This window comes from Aminobacter ciceronei (assembly GCF_014138625.1).
Lineage (GTDB): Bacteria > Pseudomonadota > Alphaproteobacteria > Rhizobiales > Rhizobiaceae > Aminobacter > Aminobacter ciceronei.
Window position 1 is genome coordinate 58,098 of sequence record NZ_JACJHY010000006.1, and the last position, 15,832, is coordinate 73,929.

At 63.2% G+C, this 15,832-nt stretch carries 20 protein-coding genes; 13 read left to right on the forward strand and 7 right to left on the reverse strand.

Going from position 1 to position 15,832, the window contains the following annotated elements:
- Positions 1–61 precede the first annotated feature (61 nt).
- Positions 62–1,315 (reverse strand): tyrosine--tRNA ligase, encoded by a 1,254-nt coding sequence (gene tyrS / locus HNQ95_RS08155; RefSeq protein ID WP_154385539.1) that lies wholly within the window; start codon positions 1,313–1,315, stop codon positions 62–64.
- A gap of 159 nt (positions 1,316–1,474) precedes the next feature.
- On the opposite strand from tyrS, the gene HNQ95_RS08160 reads away from it, so the two are divergent.
- Positions 1,475–2,005 (forward strand): GNAT family N-acetyltransferase, encoded by a 531-nt coding sequence (locus HNQ95_RS08160; protein ID WP_154385538.1) that lies wholly within the window; start codon positions 1,475–1,477, stop codon positions 2,003–2,005.
- A 113-nt stretch (positions 2,006–2,118) separates the two neighbouring features.
- Positions 2,119–3,477, forward strand: a complete 1,359-nt coding sequence (locus tag HNQ95_RS08165) for an esterase-like activity of phytase family protein (RefSeq protein ID WP_182573836.1) — start codon at positions 2,119–2,121, stop codon at positions 3,475–3,477.
- 37 nt (positions 3,478–3,514) lie between these two features.
- Here the strand turns inward: HNQ95_RS08165 and HNQ95_RS08170 are convergent, their stop codons facing one another.
- From HNQ95_RS08170 to HNQ95_RS08185, 4 genes are read right to left on the reverse strand one after another with little or no spacing between them, the layout of a single operon-like run.
- Positions 3,515–3,973 (reverse strand): GNAT family N-acetyltransferase, encoded by a 459-nt coding sequence (locus HNQ95_RS08170; protein WP_182573837.1) that lies wholly within the window; start codon positions 3,971–3,973, stop codon positions 3,515–3,517.
- A gap of 3 nt (positions 3,974–3,976) precedes the next feature.
- Positions 3,977–4,414: an acetyltransferase gene (locus tag HNQ95_RS08175; RefSeq protein WP_182573838.1), complete on the reverse strand. Its 438-nt coding sequence runs from the start codon at positions 4,412–4,414 to the stop codon at positions 3,977–3,979.
- A 22-nt stretch (positions 4,415–4,436) separates the two neighbouring features.
- A complete protein-coding gene (locus HNQ95_RS08180) occupies positions 4,437–5,087 on the reverse strand; it encodes an FMN-binding negative transcriptional regulator (protein WP_067962699.1) in 651 nt (216 codons plus the stop codon).
- Positions 5,088–5,101: 14 nt separating this feature from the next.
- Positions 5,102–5,776, reverse strand: a complete 675-nt coding sequence (locus HNQ95_RS08185; RefSeq protein ID WP_067962698.1) for an alpha/beta hydrolase — start codon at positions 5,774–5,776, stop codon at positions 5,102–5,104.
- Positions 5,777–5,994: 218 nt separating this feature from the next.
- Here HNQ95_RS08185 and HNQ95_RS08190 point away from each other — a divergent pair, with 218 nt between their 5' ends.
- The 11 genes from HNQ95_RS08190 to HNQ95_RS08240 all read left to right on the forward strand — a co-directional run bounded on the left by HNQ95_RS08190 (position 5,995) and on the right by HNQ95_RS08240 (position 14,387).
- Positions 5,995–7,158 (forward strand): cysteine desulfurase family protein, encoded by a 1,164-nt coding sequence (locus HNQ95_RS08190; protein WP_182573839.1) that lies wholly within the window; start codon positions 5,995–5,997, stop codon positions 7,156–7,158.
- Between the two features lie 170 nt (positions 7,159–7,328).
- Entirely contained in the window at positions 7,329–8,858 is a 1,530-nt protein-coding gene (sufB, locus tag HNQ95_RS08195) for a Fe-S cluster assembly protein SufB (RefSeq protein ID WP_182573840.1), read from the forward strand.
- Complete coding sequence (locus tag HNQ95_RS08200; RefSeq protein ID WP_154385534.1) at positions 8,858–9,019, forward strand: hypothetical protein; 162 nt, start codon at positions 8,858–8,860, stop codon at positions 9,017–9,019. The genes sufB and HNQ95_RS08200 overlap by 1 nt, the downstream gene beginning before the upstream one ends.
- A 75-nt stretch (positions 9,020–9,094) precedes the next feature.
- Positions 9,095–9,850, forward strand: a complete 756-nt coding sequence (gene sufC, locus HNQ95_RS08205; protein ID WP_067962691.1) for a Fe-S cluster assembly ATPase SufC — start codon at positions 9,095–9,097, stop codon at positions 9,848–9,850.
- Positions 9,851–9,860: 10 nt separating this feature from the next.
- Entirely contained in the window at positions 9,861–11,126 is a 1,266-nt protein-coding gene (sufD, locus tag HNQ95_RS08210) for a Fe-S cluster assembly protein SufD (RefSeq protein WP_182573841.1), read from the forward strand.
- A gap of 67 nt (positions 11,127–11,193) precedes the next feature.
- Positions 11,194–12,435 carry a cysteine desulfurase gene (locus HNQ95_RS08215; protein ID WP_067966665.1) on the forward strand — a complete coding sequence of 414 codons (1,242 nt, stop codon included), beginning with the start codon at positions 11,194–11,196 and terminating at the stop codon, positions 12,433–12,435.
- Positions 12,436–12,440: 5 nt separating this feature from the next.
- Positions 12,441–12,839, forward strand: coding sequence for an SUF system Fe-S cluster assembly protein (locus HNQ95_RS08220; protein ID WP_067966668.1), 399 nt, complete (start codon positions 12,441–12,443; stop codon positions 12,837–12,839).
- Positions 12,839–13,243 (forward strand): hypothetical protein, encoded by a 405-nt coding sequence (locus HNQ95_RS08225; RefSeq protein ID WP_182573842.1) that lies wholly within the window; start codon positions 12,839–12,841, stop codon positions 13,241–13,243. The genes HNQ95_RS08220 and HNQ95_RS08225 overlap by 1 nt, the downstream gene beginning before the upstream one ends.
- Entirely contained in the window at positions 13,240–13,527 is a 288-nt protein-coding gene (locus tag HNQ95_RS08230; protein WP_157097096.1) for a DUF7684 family protein, read from the forward strand. The genes HNQ95_RS08225 and HNQ95_RS08230 overlap by 4 nt, the downstream gene beginning before the upstream one ends.
- A gap of 108 nt (positions 13,528–13,635) precedes the next feature.
- Entirely contained in the window at positions 13,636–14,016 is a 381-nt protein-coding gene (gene sufA, locus HNQ95_RS08235; protein ID WP_067962685.1) for a Fe-S cluster assembly scaffold SufA, read from the forward strand.
- Between the two features lie 56 nt (positions 14,017–14,072).
- Positions 14,073–14,387 carry a TfoX/Sxy family protein gene (locus HNQ95_RS08240; protein WP_067962681.1) on the forward strand — a complete coding sequence of 105 codons (315 nt, stop codon included), beginning with the start codon at positions 14,073–14,075 and terminating at the stop codon, positions 14,385–14,387.
- Positions 14,388–14,389: 2 nt separating this feature from the next.
- Here the strand turns inward: HNQ95_RS08240 and HNQ95_RS08245 are convergent, their stop codons facing one another.
- Together HNQ95_RS08245 and HNQ95_RS08250 are read right to left on the reverse strand one after the other, a co-directional pair.
- Positions 14,390–14,689, reverse strand: a complete 300-nt coding sequence (locus HNQ95_RS08245) for a hypothetical protein (protein WP_157097095.1) — start codon at positions 14,687–14,689, stop codon at positions 14,390–14,392.
- Between the two features lie 214 nt (positions 14,690–14,903).
- Positions 14,904–15,830 (reverse strand): pseudouridine-5'-phosphate glycosidase, encoded by a 927-nt coding sequence (locus HNQ95_RS08250; RefSeq protein WP_067966659.1) that lies wholly within the window; start codon positions 15,828–15,830, stop codon positions 14,904–14,906.
- Positions 15,831–15,832 lie beyond the last annotated feature (2 nt).

Genomic DNA, 15,832 nt, shown 5'->3' on the forward strand with positions numbered 1-15,832 from the left:
GCCGGCCATCTCGGTTCCTGCGGGGGGCGTTACGCCGGGCGTTGATTACGCCAGGCGTTGATTACGCCGGGCGCACCAGAATGTGCTTCTTCTTGCCGAGCGACAGCTTGACCACGCCTTCCGGCGTCAGGTCGGCGGTCGTCACCGCGCGACGCTCGTCGCTGACCGACTGGTCGTTGATGCGCACAGCACCGCCCTGGACGTGACGGCGTGCTTCGCCGTTCGAAGCGGCCAACCCGGCGCGAACGACAAGCGACAGCAGCCCGATGCCGGCCTTCAGCTCGTCGCCTGGCACCTCGACCGTCGGCAGCGTATCGGCGAGCGCGCCTTCCTCGAAGGTCTTCCGCGCCGTCTCGGCCGACTGTTCGGCTGCCGCGCGGCCGTGCAGCATCGCGGTCACCTCGGTCGCCAGCACCTTCTTGGCGTCGTTGATCTCCGAGCCGCCAAGGGCTGCCAGGCGCGCGATCTCGTCGAGCGGCATCGCCGTGTATAGCTTCAGGAAGCGCTCGACATCGGCGTCCTCGGTGTTGCGCCAGTACTGCCAGAAATCATAAGGCGACAGCATGTCGGCATTGAGCCAGACGGCTCCGTTCATCGACTTGCCCATCTTGGCGCCGGACGAGGTCGTCAAGAGCGGCGAGGTCAGCGCGTAGAGCTGCGGCGTACCGAGGCGGTGGCCCAGGTCGATGCCGTTGACGATGTTGCCCCACTGGTCGGAGCCGCCCATCTGCAGGCGCAGGCCGTAGCGCTTGTTGAGCTCGACGAAGTCGTAAGCCTGCAGGATCATGTAGTTGAATTCGAGGAACGACAGCGACTGCTCGCGGTCGAGGCGCTGCTTGACGGAATCGAAGCTCAGCATGCGGTTGACCGAGAAATGCTGGCCGACATCGCGCAGGAATTCGAGATAGTTGAGCGGCAGCAGCCACTCGGCGTTGTTGACCATCATCGCATCGCGCGGACCGTCGCCGAAGGTCAGGTAGTTCGAAAACACCTGCTTGATGCCGTCGATGTTGGACTGGATCAATTCGGGCGTCATCAGCTTGCGCGCCTCGTCCTTGAAGGACGGGTCGCCGACCATGCCGGTGCCGCCGCCCATCAGCGGCACGGGGCGATGGCCGGTCTTCTGCATCCAGTACAGCATCATGATCTGGATCAGGCCGCCGGCATGCAGGCTCGACGCCGTCGGATCGAAGCCGATATAGGCCGACACGGTTTCCTTGCGGAACAGATCGTCGAGGCCGGCGTCATCCGAGGTCTGGTGGATGAAGCCGCGCTCGGAAAGGGTGCGCAGGAAATCGGACTTGAAGGCGGACATGGTTTCTCTCTCGGCGGACGATTGGTACGGCAGATCCGGCTTTGGATCGGCGACGCCAGCGCTTTAGCATCTGAAGTGCCAGAATCACAAGGATTGCCAACCGTCAGCGGCGTCCCTTGTGGTGCCGGAAACGACTGCGGTGCATGGATGGACGCCAACATGACGGATGAAACGGTTCTCGAGACACCACGGCTGTTGCTCCGGACGTGGCGCGACACCGACCTGGACGATCTCGTCTGGCTGCATTCGCAGGTGCAGGCGTCGCGCTATCTGTCGATCACCGGCCAGCCCTGGACACGCGACGAGGCTGCCGGCCGCATGAGGGGCTGGGCCGAGGAATACCGGCTGCACGGCATCACCAAACTCAAGCTGCAGCGGCGCGAGGACGCGCGCTTCGTCGGTCGCGCCGGTTTCTCCATGTTCGCCGCTACCGGCCAGTTCGAACTCGGTTATGCCATTGCCCCGCAATTCTGGGGCAATGGCTACGCCACCGAGATAGCCGCAGCCCTGGCCAACTTCTTCTTCGACCGCAGGATAGGCGATCACTTCATCGCCTTTGCCCATGTCGACAACGCGACGTCGCTGAACGTGCTGGAAAAGATCGGCATGCGCTTCCAGCACACCGGACCGATGAACGGGCTTGAGGCCCACGTCTACACCATGAGCAGCACCGACCCGCGGAAGCGCTAGGCGGTCCTGCCGCCAGCGTCAGGGGACTTCATCAAAGTTTCACCGAGGCGTCACCTGCCCGACATGGCCCGGACCTAGCTGGAGGGCGTTCCTTCAACCAATCGGGGTCCAACATGCGACGCTCTCTCTATCTGGCTGCGGCTGTTCTCGCGCTTACCACCGCCTCCGCCTTCGCGGAGGAGACGGAATTCAAGGCAACGCTTGCCGGTCACGCCATCCTGCCGGCGAACACGATCATTGCTTCACCCGAAAACGCGCCGGAGCACCTGCGCAGCTCGGGCAAGTTCACCACGCCCGACCGCAAGCGCGCCGAAGGCCTCGGCACTGTGCCGGGCAAGGACGGCGTGCGCCCGACCGGCTTGTCGCTGCCTTTCGACGGCCAGCCCGTCCAGGGCTTCTCCGGCATCAAGGCCGTCGGCGACGGCACGTTCTGGTCGCTGTCGGACAACGGCTTCGGCAACAAGCTGAACTCCACCGACGCTGCTCTGATGCTGCACCACGTCTCATTCGATTGGGACAAGGGCACGATGAACCGCATCAAGACCCTGTTCCTGACCGATCCCGACCGCAAGGCGCCGTTCCCGATCGTGCTCGAAGGCTCCGACACCCGCTTCCTCACCGGTGGTGATTTCGACGTCGAATCGATCCAGCCGGTCGCTGATGGCTTCTGGGTCGGCGAGGAGTTCGGCCCGTATGTGCTGAAGTTCGATCTCGACGGCAAGCTGACCGACGTCATCGACACCGTTGCCGAAGGCGAGCCCGTCCGTTCGCCCGACCATCCGACGCTGACCCTGCCGGGCAATCCGGTCGCCAAGAATCCGGTCTTCAACCTCAAGCGTTCGGGTGGTTATGAAGGCCTTGCCATGTCCAAGGACGGCTCCAGGCTTTTCGGCATGCTCGAAGGGCCGCGCTACATGGCCGACGGCGAAGTCGAGAAGGTCGACGGCAAGACGGCGCTGCGCGTCATCGAGTTCGATGCCGCCAAGAAGGAATGGACCGGCCGTAGCTGGCTCTATCCGCTGGCCGACGGCGGCGAGGCGATCGGCGATTTCAACATGATCAGCGCCACCGACGCACTCGTCATCGAGCGCGACAACGGCGCCGGCACCGCCGACAAGGCCTGCGCAGACGCCAACGCCCCTAAGCCCGACTGCTTCGCTCGCGCGGCCAAGGTCAAGCGCATCTACAAGATCGAGATGACTGACGACAATGTCGGCAAGGCCGTGCGCAAGGTCGGCTACATCGACCTCATGAAGATTGCCGACCCCGACAACAAGAAGCGCCAGGGCGGCGGCGAGGGCTTTTATGATATGCCCTTCGTCACCATCGAGAATGTCGATCTCGTCGACGAGAGCCACATCGTCGTCGGCAACGACAACAACCTGCCGTTCTCGGCCGGCCGCTCGCTCGACAAGGCTGACGACAACGAATTCGTCCTGCTTGAAGTTGGCGACTTCCTGAAGGCCAAGTAAGGCAACATCCGGGCCGCCTTGGCGGCCCGGATTCATTCTATGAGATTCCGACCCCAAGTGGCTTTCGGTACAACAGGAATCCGTCGTCCGGCTTCTCGGCCTGACGGACAAAGCCGCAGCTTTCGACGCAGGCGATGGAGGCGAGATTGTCGTTTTCGATTTGGCCGTCGATATGGGTGTAACGGCCGCTGACATGCGCGACCAAGGCCGCCAGCACACGTTTGCCAAGCCCTCGGCCGCGTTGGCTGGGGTCGAGCACGATCAGCAGGCTGATGCCGCCGTCGTCCTGCTCGTCATATTGCAACACGGCAAGCGGAGTGTCGCTCGCACCATGCGTGGCCACGACAAGATGGGCCGGACTTGCCGGATCCGTGACATAGGCGAACCAGTCCGTGCCGGGGAAGTCGACGCGCCGTGCCACCTCGGCATCATCGAACCACGCCACATAAGCTGCTAGCTCGTCGCTGCGAAACGGCCGGAAGCTGATCCCGTTCATGCCTCAGGACGCCTGCGCCAGGTGCAGCAGAGGAAATGGCTTTCCCTGGCCGTCGCGTTCGGAGCGCCCGACCTGCCTGAAGCCGCATTTCAGATAGAAGGCGACGCCACCCGGGTTCTGCTCGTTCACGTCGACCGCAAGCGGCCCCTTCAGCCGGCCGACATGCTCGATCAGCGCCCTGCCGATGCCTTTGCCATGCTGGCTGGTGCTGACGAACAGCATTTCGACCTTTGGGCCGTCCAGACCGATGAAGCCGACGGGCTTGCCATCGCTGTCCTCCGCCACCAGCACCTCGACGGCGGGCAGATAGTCGTCGCGAACGAGCGGACGGAAGAACTGAATGTCGTCTTCGCCGAGGAAGTGATGTGTGGCACGCACGGCATCCTCCCAGATGGCGACGAGCACGGCATTGTCGGCCGCGACGCGGGGACGGATGTTCATGAGAGGCTCCAGGTCGAAAGGGCTATTCGCCCGCGAGCCCGCCATACTGGCGGACCAGTTGCGCCATGCCGCCGGCCGGCTTCTGCTCGGCCTCTATGCCTTCAGCGACGCCGATGCGGTCGCCGACGGGCCGGTTCTGGCTGACCTTCCATTTGCCGTCGATGGCGGTGATGTCGATTTCGAGCCCGATGATGCCCTTCAGTTGGGCTGCGATGTAGGCATCAGGCGCGTCGGAGACCTGCCAGGGCTCGGTCCGCCCGGCTTCCTGGCTGGCGGTGAGCGCGGCGATCTGCCCGGCAAGCCAGTCCTTGTCGTCGATGACACGCGCCATGCCGCGCACCTGCACAGTCGCATAGTTCCAGGTCGGAACGACCTTGCCGGTTTCGCGCTTGGTTTCGTACCAGGATGGGGTGACGTATGCGTCCTCGCCCTGGAACACCACCAGCACCGGCATGTCAGGCGTTTCAGCCAGCAACTGCCATTGCGGGTTGGCGCGGGCGAGATGCGCTCGCAGCCGTCCATTCGGGCCGATGTCGGCGTCGAGCAGAAATGGCAGCGGATTTGCCACCGGGCCTTCCGATCCGTTGCAGATCAGAAGGCCGAGCGGATGGTTGCGGATCAGCGCATGCAAAACGTCCAGCCTGGTCTCGCGAAACAGCGGGGGCTGGTACATGCGCGGAACTCCTCTTAGCGCAGGCGCTTCGGACGCGGGTCCGAAAGCTCGCCGGCGAGACGGCGGTCGAGATACTCGGCGCACTCGTCGATCACCAGTTCCGGGTCGTTGCCGAAGAAGTGGTTGGCACCGGGGAGCGTCTTCTGGGTGATGGTGATGCCCTTCTGCGTGTGCAGCTTGTCGACCAGGCCCTGCACGTCCTTCGGCGGCGCCACCTTGTCGGCGTCGCCATGGATGATCAGGCCCGACGACGGGCAGGGTGCCAGGAACGAGAAATCATAGGTGTTGGGCTGCGGCGCCACCGAGATGAAACCTTCGATCTCCGGGCGGCGCATCAGAAGCTGCATGCCGATCCAGGCGCCGAAGGAATAACCGGCGACCCAGCAGCTCTTCGAGTCAGGATGCAGCGACTGCACCCAATCGAGTGCGGCAGCCGCATCCGACAGTTCGCCGGTGCCGTGGTCGAATTCGCCCTGGCTGCGGCCGATGCCGCGGAAGTTGAAGCGCAGCGTGGTGAAATCGCGCTTCTGGAACATGTAGAAGAGGTCGTACACGATCTTGTTGTTCATCGTGCCGCCAAACTGCGGGTGCGGATGCAGTATGATGGCAATCGGCGCGTTCTTTTCCTTGGACGGCTGATAACGACCTTCCAGGCGACCCGCCGGACCGGTAAAAATGACCTCTGGCATAAACTACTCCACTTGACGCAAGGCCGATGAAACAATCCTGTGCCCAGCCTTGACGCGAGGGACGCGTCTTCTTAGAAGCTAGTTTAGAACTGTTCAAAACTGGGTGGCGAAACCGCCCATTTGGCAAAGCGGGTAGATAGGACGGCTGGCCTTGGAATTTCAAGGAAATTGCGCGTCCTCCCATCCGAACATGATTTGACAGGGCAAAAACCAGGAAAATGGCCGGACCGCGCGCCTATCTCGACTACAATGCCAGTGCGCCGCTGCTGCCCGCAGCGCGTGCCGCCGTGGTCGCGGCGCTCGAAGTCGAGGCCAACCCGTCGTCGGTTCACAGCGAGGGCAGGGCCGCCCGCAAGATCATCGAGGATGCCAGGCGCGATGTCGCCGCCCTCGTCGGCGCCAGGCCTGAACATGTCGTCTTTACCTCTGGTGCCACCGAAGCCGCGACAACGCTTTTGTCGCCCGACTGGCGCATGGGGCGCGGCGCGGTGCGCATGTCGCGCCTCCATGTCACCGAGGCCGATCATCCTTGCGTGCTGAATGGCGGCCGTTTCCCGGCGGAGCGGGTTGCCCGTCTTGGCGTCGATGGCAACGGCATCGTCGACCTTGCTGCCCTGGAAGCCGCACTCGCCGCCCACGACAAGTCGGAAGGCCTGCCGCTGGTGGCGATCCACGCCGCCAACAACGAGACCGGCGTCATTCAGCCCATCCGCGCCATTGCTGAACTGGTGAAGGTGGCTGGCGGGGTGCTGGTGCTCGACGCCGTCCAGGCTGCGGGCCGCATTCCTCTCGATATGTTAGAGGGTTATGCCGACTATCTGATTCTTTCCTCGCACAAGATCGGCGGCCCCAAGGGTGCCGGCGCGATCGTCGCTCAAGCCGATCTGATGATGCCGGCACCTCTGGTGACGGGCGGCGGTCAGGAAAAGGGCCATCGCGGCGGCACCGAGAACCTGCCAGCGATATCTGGATTTGGCGCTGCCGCGCGCACCGCTCTGGACGGGCTGGCCGGGATCGGCGAGGTCCGGGCCCTGCGCGATCGCCTCGAAGAGACGGTTCTGCGGCTTGTTTCCGATGCGGAAATCTTCGGAAAGGCAGTCGAACGGCTTGCCAACACGACATTCTTCGCTATTCCGGGCGTCAAGGCTGAGACGGCACAGATCGCCTTCGATCTCGCAGGCGTTGCGCTCTCGGCAGGTTCCGCGTGCTCGTCGGGCAAGGTCGGCCCCAGCCATGTGCTGAAGGCGATGGGCTTTGCCGACAATCTGGGTGCGCTGCGCGTGTCGATTGGCCGGCAGACGTCCGAGGCGGACGTGGAGAAATTCGAAACGGCCCTGGCGGCGCTTCTTTCGCGCCGCACGGACCGTACCAAGGCCGCCTGATCGGCGGAAATTTGGCCCAACGGCCAGTGAACGGGTGTGTCAGGGACGCCAAAGGCATCCTTCCGGGTGAATTCCGGGCAAAAACACACTATATGGAACTTACGCCGCTCCAGCGGTGCCATAGTTTGAAAACTGTCGGGCCTTGACCCCGGCGTGGATGGAGAACGCTTATGCCTGCTGTGCAGGAAACGATCGAGCAGGTCCGCAAGATCGACGTCGACCAATACAAATACGGCTTCGAATCGTTCATCGAGATGGACAAGGCCCCCAAGGGCCTGAGCGAAGACATTGTCCGCTTCATCTCGGCCAAGAAGGGCGAACCGGAATGGATGCTCGAATGGCGCCTCGGTGCCTATCGCCGCTGGCAGACGCTTGAAGAGCCGAACTGGGCGCGCGTCGACTATCCCAAGATCGACTTCCAGGACATCTACTTCTATGCCGCTCCCAAGAGCACGCCCGGACCGACCTCGCTGGACGAAGTCGATCCCGAGATTCTGAAGGTCTACGAAAAGCTCGGCATTCCGCTCCGCGAGCAGGAAATCCTCGCCGGCGTTCAGAAGCAAGCGGCCCCGGTCGACGAACTGGCGGATGAAGAGGCTGGCGACAACGTCTACAAATCGGGCCGCGTCGCCGTCGACGCCGTGTTCGATTCGGTTTCCGTCGTCACCACCTTCAAGGACGAGCTGGCCAAGGCCGGCGTCATCTTCTGCTCGATCTCGGAAGCCATCCGCGAGCACCCGGAACTGGTGAAGAAATATCTCGGTTCGGTCGTTCCGACCTCCGACAACTATTATGCGACGCTGAATTCGGCCGTCTTCACCGACGGATCGTTTGTGTTCGTGCCCAAGGGCGTGCGTTGCCCGATGGAGCTGTCGACCTATTTCCGCATCAACGAGAAGAACACCGGCCAGTTCGAGCGCACGCTGATCATTGCCGAGGAAGGGGCTTATGTCTCCTATCTCGAGGGCTGCACCGCACCCCAGCGCGACGAGAACCAGCTTCACGCCGCCGTGGTCGAACTGGTTGCGCTCGACGATGCCGAGATCAAATATTCGACCGTGCAGAACTGGTACCCGGGCGACGCCCAGGGCAAGGGCGGCATCTACAACTTCGTCACCAAGCGCGGCGACTGCCGTGGCGACCGTTCGAAGATCTCGTGGACCCAGGTCGAAACCGGTTCGGCCATCACCTGGAAGTACCCGTCCTGCATCCTGCGCGGCGATGACTCCCGCGGCGAGTTCTATTCGATCGCGGTGTCGAACGGCTACCAGCAGGTCGACAGCGGCACCAAGATGATTCATCTCGGCAAGAACACGTCGAGCCGCATCATCTCCAAGGGCATTGCCGCCGGTTTCTCGCAGAATACCTATCGCGGCCAGGTTTCGGCCCACCGCAAGGCGACCAACGCGCGCAACTTCACCCAGTGCGACAGCTTGCTGATCGGCAATCAGTGCGGCGCGCATACCGTGCCCTATATCGAGGCGAAGAACTCGTCGGCGCAGTTCGAGCACGAAGCGACCACCTCGAAGATTTCTGACGACCAGAAGTTCTACGTCATGCAGCGCGGCATTCCCGAGGAGGAGGCCATCGCGCTGATCGTCAACGGCTTCGTCAAGGAAGTCATCCAGGAACTGCCGATGGAATTCGCCGTCGAGGCGCAGAAGCTCATCGGCATCAGCCTGGAAGGAAGCGTCGGCTGATGGATCCGGTGTCGACGGTCTTCTACGCAGTTGTTTGCGGCGGGCTCGCCGCAATGGCACCGTCGTTCCAGTCGCGCGCCGCGCGGCTGGTCGTAGGCACCGTCACCGGCATCATCGCTGCAACTCTCTTGCCGTTGCTGCGGCGCGCATTCGGAATCTGACCGGCGCGCCGGCAACGTCTTTGACAGGAATTGCGCCGCCCGCCCGGCGCCTGAAGTGAAGAAAGCTGAACGAAAATGCTTGAGATCAAGAACCTGCATGCCCGTATCGCCGACAGCGGCATCGAGATCATCCGCGGCCTGAACCTGACGGTGAAGGCAGGCGAAGTCGCAGCCATCATGGGCCCCAACGGCTCGGGCAAGTCGACACTGTCCTACATCCTCGCCGGCCGCGACGACTATGAGGTGACCGAGGGCGAGATCCTCTACAACGGCGAGTCGATCCTCGAGATGGACCCGGCCGAGCGCGCCGCCAAGGGCATCTTCCTGGCCTTCCAGTATCCGATGGAGATACCGGGCGTTGCCACGATGGAGTTCCTCAAGGTGGCGATGAACTCGCAGCGCAAGGCGCGTGGCGAAGAGCCGCTGAAGATCCCGGACTTTCTCAAGCGCGTGAAGGAAGCCGCTGCCTCGCTCGACATGGACATCAACATGCTCAAGCGTCCGGTCAATGTCGGCTTCTCCGGCGGTGAGAAGAAGCGCGCCGAGATTCTGCAGATGAAGTTGCTCGAGCCGCAGCTCTGCGTGCTCGACGAGACCGACTCCGGGCTCGACATCGATGCGCTGAAGATCGTCTCCGACGGCGTCAACGCACTGCGTTCGCCCGACCGCGCGGTGGTCGTCATAACCCACTACCAGCGCCTGCTCGACCACATCGTTCCCGATACCGTCCATGTGCTCTACAAAGGCCAGGTCATCAAGTCGGGCGACAAGTCGCTGGCGCTCGAACTCGAAGAGAACGGCTACGCCGGGATCATCGAAGAGGCGGCTTGAGGTGTCGACCATGAACATGCGTGCTGAAATCCAGCGCACCCCCGCGGAGGCGGCGCTTGTCGACGCCTTCGGCGAGCGGCTGTCGCTGCTTCCCGGCGATGGCGCCATTATGGTCAAGCGCGACGACGCCATCGAGCAGGTCAAGGCCGGCCTGCCGACGCGCCGCGTCGAATCCTGGCACTACACCGATCTGCGCCGCCTTCTGGCTAACGTTCCCGCCTTCGACGCCAGCGTCAAGGCCAAGTCGGTCGCCCCGCTGATCGAAGGTTCGACCGTGCTGTCGCTTGCCAATGGCGTGTCGCAGGCGGTGTCGAGCATCGAGGGCGTTACCCTCCAGCGTCTTGCCGACAAGCTCACCGACGGCAGCTATGCCGCGGCGCTCGTCACCTACGGTACCGATGACGCCATCGGCGCCATCAACACCGCCTTTGTCGCTGACGGCTATTTCGTCGACATCGAAGCAGGCGTCCAGCTGGACAAGCCGGTCGAACTGCAGAACCTCCAGGCCGGCGGCCAGAGCCATGTGCGTCTACCGGTGCGTGTCGGTGCCGGCGCCAAGGCGACCATCGTCGAGCGCCAGACGGGCGAGGGCGCTGGCCTCGTCAGCTCCGTCAGCCAGCTTCTGGTCGGCGACGATGCCGAGGTGCTGTGGCTGATCGTCCAGGACCAGCCGGAGACGGCGACCCATCTCGCCCAGTTCAAGGCCGAACTCGGCAAGAACGCCAAGCTGACCCTGTTCGTGATGAATGCCGGCGGCAAGCTCGTCCGCCAGGAGGTCATCGTCAAGGCGTCAGGTGAAGGCGCCGACTTCAAGCTGCGCGGCGTCAACCTGCTCGCCGGCGACAGCCATGTCGACGTCACCATGGTGCTCGACCACGCCGTGCCGCACACCTCCTCGACCGAAGTGGTGCGCAATGTCGTCACCGGCCGCGCCAAGGGCGTGTTCCAGGGCCGTATCAACGTGCACCAGATCGCCCAGAAGACCGACGCCCGCATGGCCTGCAACACGCTGTTGTTGTCCGACGACGGCGAGTTTTCGACCAAGCCGGAGCTGGAGATCTTCGCCGACGACGTCGCCTGCGGTCATGGCGCCACCGTCACCGAGATCGACCACAACCATCTGTTCTATCTGATGGCGCGCGGCATCGACGAGAAGTCGGCCCGGGGCCTGCTGATCCGCGCCTTCCTGGCCGAGGTCATCGAGGAACTCGAGGACGAAAGCGTCGTCGATCCGCTGGAAGAGCTGCTGAGCAACTGGTTTGCGACGCATGGCTGAGGCCTGATCCTTCTCCCCTTGCCAGGGGAGAAGGTCCGGCACAGCTGATGACGGCAAGGGCATGAAGATGGACAACAAAGTCGAAGCCAGCACCTATGACGTAGAGGCGATCCGCCGGGACTTCCCGATCCTGTCGCGCGAAGTCTATGGCAAGCCGCTCGTCTATCTCGACAATGGTGCTTCGGCCCAGAAACCGCAGGTCGTCATCGACGCCATCACCCACGCCTATTCCAACGAATACGCCAACGTCCATCGCGGCCTGCATTTCCTCTCCAATGCCGCGACCGATGCCTATGAGAAGGCGCGCGAGAGCGTTCGCCGCTACCTCAACGCGCCCAATGTCGACCAGATCGTCTTCACCTCCAACGCCACCTCGGCGATCAACACCGTTGCCTATGGCTACGGCATGCCCAATATCGGTGAGGGCGACGAGATCGTGCTGTCGATCATGGAGCACCACTCCAACATCGTGCCCTGGCATTTCATCAGGGAACGCCAGGGCGCCAAGCTGGTTTGGGTGCCGGTCGACGACCTCGGCGCGTTCCATGTCGAGGAATTCGAGAAGCGCCTGACCGACCGGACCAAGCTGGTTGCGATCACCCATATGTCGAACGCGCTCGGCACGGTGACGCCGATCAAGGAGATCTGCCGCATCGCGCATGCGCGCGGCATCCCGGTTCTTGTCGACGGCAGCCAGAGTGCCGTCCACATGCCGATCGACGTGCAGGATCTCGACTGCGACTTCTTCGTCATGACTGGCCACAAGCTCTACGGCCCCTCTGGCATTGGCGTGCTCTACGGCAAGCGCGAGCTGCTCGAGCGCATGCGCCCGTTCCATGGCGGCGGCGAAATGATCGTCGAAGTGACCGAGGACATAGTTACCTACAACGAGCCGCCGCATCGCTTCGAGGCCGGCACGCCGCCGATCGTCCAGGCGATCGGCCTCGGTGCCGCGCTCGACTACATCGGCGGCATCGGCCGCGAGCGCATCGCAGCACACGAGGCGATGCTGCGCGATTACGCCCATGAGCGGCTGCGCTCGATCAACTCGCTGCGCATCTTCGGCGACGCGCCCGGCAAGGGCGCCATCGTTTCCTTCGAGCTGCAGGGCATCCACGCCCATGACGTGTCGATGGTCATCGACCGCCAGGGCGTTGCCGTGCGCGCCGGCACCCACTGCGCCCAGCCGCTGTTGAAACGCTTCGGCGTCACCTCCACATGCAGGGCATCCTTTGGCATGTACAACACCAAGGCCGAGATCGACGTCCTGGCCGAGGCGCTTGAAAAAGCACGGAAATTCTTCGGATGAGCACCATGGAAGACGTTATCGCAGCGACCACCGACGGGACCGCTCCCGAAACCGGCGGCAACGGCGTCGTGTCGGCCTCGGCCATTCCGGCGGACGAACTGGCGCGGCTGACCGACGACATCGTCTCGGCGCTGAAGACGGTCTATGACCCCGAAATCCCTGCCGACATCTACGAACTCGGCCTCGTCTACAAGATCGACATCGAGGACGACCGCACCGTCAAGATCGACATGACGCTGACCGCTCCGGGCTGCCCGGTGGCAGGCGAAATGCCCGGCTGGGTGCAGAACGCCGTCGGCGCCGTCGAGGGCGTGTCGGGCGTCGAGGTCAATATGACCTTCGATCCGCCATGGACGCCCGACCGCATGTCGGAGGAAGCCCAGGTCGCGGTGGGCTGGTATTGATGAGCGAGTTGGCAGCCGCGAACGGCGTGTTCGTCGACTGCTATGTTCGTGTCTTGTCGCTGCCTGCTGACGGAATCCGCTATGGCTCTGACGAGGAAGCCTTTCGGAAAACTGCGATCGGTCGCATATGTCGAATCGTGGAGCCGTACGAAGGTACGTCGGACGATGGGCTTCGCATCCGTACGGGAGAGTTTCGCGCTCACTACGCCATTCTGTCTCGCCACGGGATAGAGGGGTACTCGCTCTATCTGGGCGCAGGCGACGTGCAAGTCGTCGCTCCGACCGAGGAGATGCTGCTCCTGTACAGCGATGACATTTGGCAGCTCGTCGCTCCACACGGCGAAACGCAAGACACGCATACTTACGACAAGCTGGTCGCCGCTTTCGGATTGGTGGACCTGTGACCTATGCCCGCAAGATCGTCTTGCAGCTGCCGGTCAGCCGACCACAGGCAATTGGGCCCTTTGTGGAGCAGTGCTTGCGAGACGGCGTCTCCCTCATCGCGGTCGTGGGAGAGAATGCAAAAGACGTAGAAGATCAGATCGACGCACTCGTTGTCGGCGATGGTTCAGATTCAAGTCGTTTCGTTGTGACCACGGCGCATCAGGGCGAAGCGGTAGAGGATGTGTTGGAGTTCGCATCACATTTTGGAACCGACGCCGATAAGGTGCAGCTTGTCAGAATCTAGCCGAACAACTGGAAATTGGATGCCTTGCATCACGCGAGACATTTCACCATCTTAAGGAAGAATCATCCGGCAGGCCTTGAACCTGCAAGGAATGGAGCAGGAAGAAACATGGGACGCTTCGCCGTCATCTCAATGACCGACCGGGCCGCCGACCGCGTGCGCGAGATCATGGCCACCCGTGAGAATGCCAAGGGCATCCGCCTCGGCATCAAGAAGGGCGGCTGCGCCGGCATGGAATATACGGTCGACCTAGTGACCGAGCCGAACCCCAAGGACGACCACATCGAGCGCGACGGCGCCCATGTCTATGTCGCTCCTGAAGCCGCGCTCTTCCTGTTCGGCACGCAGATGGACTTCGAGGTGACCACCCTGCGCACCGGCTTCACCTTCAACAATCCGAACCAGAGCTCGGCCTGCGGCTGCGGTGAGTCGGTCGAGCTGAAGCCCGCCGACCTGAAGGCGCTCGCCGAAGCGCGCGCGCAGGCCTGATCCGGGAGGTCTGCCGCCAATCCGAGAGGGCTGCGCCCAATCCGAGAGGTTTGCCAATGAGCGACGAAGCCATCCGCGAGACCTTCTCCGGCCTTGGCGATGTCACCATCCGCAAGATGTTCGGCGGCAAGGGCATCTATCACGACGGCCTGATCGTCGGCGTAGAGGTGCGTGGCGAAATCCTGCTCAAGGCCGATGCGGTGAGCGCGCCCGATTTCGAGGCGGCGGGGGCAACGCGCTGGACCGATGCCGGCGGGCGACCGGTCAATATGCCCTATTGGACAATCCCCGAAAGCGCCATCGACGATCCTGATGAAATGACCGTGTGGGCGCGCAAGGCGTTCGAGGCGGCACTGCGCAGCAAGAAATAACTTCACATCTCGCCGGGCGGCACGAAGAAGCAGTTCTCGTGCTCTTCGGTCGGATGCAGGCAGATGTGATAGTTGCCGTCGCTCGAGGGGATTTCCGAGCCATAGGGTACGAAATAGCGGTTATGGTGCGTCACCTTGCGGTGATCGCCGGGTTCCAGCACGATCGACCAGCCGCCGCCATTCTCCTTGACTGACTTCTCGGGAATGGCCTGGCACTCGCCATGTTCGATGTCGCCATGGCAGCAGGCCGGCGGATAGTTCCAGCCTGAAGCCGCCCGATGCGCCGAAGCCGGGGCGGTCATGACAGACAATGCCAGCAACGCAAACGCTACGGCAGCGCAGCAGCGCGCGAATGCCTGCATGCTGAGAAGTCGGCAACGCCCGCCACTGTCGGACATCACGCAAACCCCGATGATGCCGCCGGGCAATCCCGGACGGCAGGCTGGCCGCGCCGCATCTTAAGCCTGCTTGTTCGGAATGTATATTATGAAGCGCTAATATTGGCGTGGATGCGGTTCACGCCTTGGCCAGCGCGATCGCCACCTTGGCCGCCAGCCGCGCATTGTTCTCGACCAAGGCGACGTTGGTCTTCAAGCTGGCGCCGTTGGTCAGTTCGAGAATCTTGGCCAGCAGGAACGGCGTCACCGCCTTGCCCGAGATGTTTTGCGCCTCGGCCGCCTTCTGGGCCGCTTCGATGTAGCCGGCCATCGTTTCAGTCGGGATCTCGTCGCTCTCCGGCACCGGGTTGGCGACCAAAAGGCCGCCGTCGAGGCCGAGTGCTGCGCGCGTCGCATGCAGGCGGGCGATCTTGTCAGCTGTGTCGAGGCGCAGCGGTGCCGCATAGGGCGACTTGCGCGACCAGAAGGCCGGCACGATGTCGGAGCCGTAGGCGACAACAGGCACGCCGCGCGTCTCCAGCACTTCCAACGTCTTTTCGATGTCGAGGATCGCCTTGGCGCCGGCCGAGACCACGATGACAGGCGTGCGCGCCAGCTCGTCGAGGTCGGCCGAGATGTCAAAGCTCTTCTCGGCGCCCTTGTGCACGCCGCCGATGCCGCCGGTCGCGAACACCTTGATGCCGGCGAGATGGGCCGCGATCATCGTCGCCGCCACGGTCGTGCCGCCGGTGCGGCCTTCGGCAACCGCATAGGCGATGTCGGCGCGCGACAGCTTCATTGCGCCGCCGGTCATGGCCAGCGATTCGCGCTCGCCGTCCGACAGGCCGATCTTGATGCGGCCGCCGATGACGGCGATCGTTGCGGGCACCGCACCTTCGTCCGAGATGATCTTCTCGACATTGGCCGCCATAGCCGAATTGTCGGGATAGGGCATGCCGTGGGTGATGATGGTGCTTTCGAGCGCGACAACCGGCTTGCCGGCGGCAAGAGCCGCGGCGACGGGCGCGTGGATGTCGATGAAGGGGCGGGCGGTTTCAGGCGTCATGT

Bases quoted from the DNA above. Each gene is read 5' to 3' on its own strand.
- HNQ95_RS08200 (WP_154385534.1), top strand. From the start codon at position 8,858: ATGGATCCGGTGTCGACGGTCTTCTACGCAGTTGTTTGCGGCGGGCTC.
- HNQ95_RS08215 (WP_067966665.1), top strand. From the start codon at position 11,194: ATGGACAACAAAGTCGAAGCCAGCACCTATGACGTAGAGGCGATCCGC.
- HNQ95_RS08185 (WP_067962698.1), bottom strand. From the start codon at position 5,776: ATGCCAGAGGTCATTTTTACCGGTCCGGCGGGTCGCCTGGAAGGTCGT.
- sufA (WP_067962685.1), top strand. From the start codon at position 13,636: ATGGGACGCTTCGCCGTCATCTCAATGACCGACCGGGCCGCCGACCGC.
- HNQ95_RS08250 (WP_067966659.1), bottom strand. From the start codon at position 15,830: ATGACGCCTGAAACCGCCCGCCCCTTCATCGACATCCACGCGCCCGTC.
- HNQ95_RS08245 (WP_157097095.1), bottom strand. From the start codon at position 14,689: ATGACCGCCCCGGCTTCGGCGCATCGGGCGGCTTCAGGCTGGAACTAT.
- HNQ95_RS08170 (WP_182573837.1), bottom strand. From the start codon at position 3,973: ATGAACGGGATCAGCTTCCGGCCGTTTCGCAGCGACGAGCTAGCAGCT.
- sufD (WP_182573841.1), top strand. From the start codon at position 9,861: ATGAACATGCGTGCTGAAATCCAGCGCACCCCCGCGGAGGCGGCGCTT.
- tyrS (WP_154385539.1), bottom strand. From the start codon at position 1,315: ATGTCCGCCTTCAAGTCCGATTTCCTGCGCACCCTTTCCGAGCGCGGC.
- HNQ95_RS08175 (WP_182573838.1), bottom strand. From the start codon at position 4,414: ATGAACATCCGTCCCCGCGTCGCGGCCGACAATGCCGTGCTCGTCGCC.
- HNQ95_RS08160 (WP_154385538.1), top strand. From the start codon at position 1,475: ATGACGGATGAAACGGTTCTCGAGACACCACGGCTGTTGCTCCGGACG.
- HNQ95_RS08240 (WP_067962681.1), top strand. From the start codon at position 14,073: ATGAGCGACGAAGCCATCCGCGAGACCTTCTCCGGCCTTGGCGATGTC.
- HNQ95_RS08165 (WP_182573836.1), top strand. From the start codon at position 2,119: ATGCGACGCTCTCTCTATCTGGCTGCGGCTGTTCTCGCGCTTACCACC.
- HNQ95_RS08190 (WP_182573839.1), top strand. From the start codon at position 5,995: ATGGCCGGACCGCGCGCCTATCTCGACTACAATGCCAGTGCGCCGCTG.
- HNQ95_RS08220 (WP_067966668.1), top strand. From the start codon at position 12,441: ATGGAAGACGTTATCGCAGCGACCACCGACGGGACCGCTCCCGAAACC.
- HNQ95_RS08225 (WP_182573842.1), top strand. From the start codon at position 12,839: ATGAGCGAGTTGGCAGCCGCGAACGGCGTGTTCGTCGACTGCTATGTT.
- HNQ95_RS08180 (WP_067962699.1), bottom strand. From the start codon at position 5,087: ATGTACCAGCCCCCGCTGTTTCGCGAGACCAGGCTGGACGTTTTGCAT.
- sufC (WP_067962691.1), top strand. From the start codon at position 9,095: ATGCTTGAGATCAAGAACCTGCATGCCCGTATCGCCGACAGCGGCATC.
- sufB (WP_182573840.1), top strand. From the start codon at position 7,329: ATGCCTGCTGTGCAGGAAACGATCGAGCAGGTCCGCAAGATCGACGTC.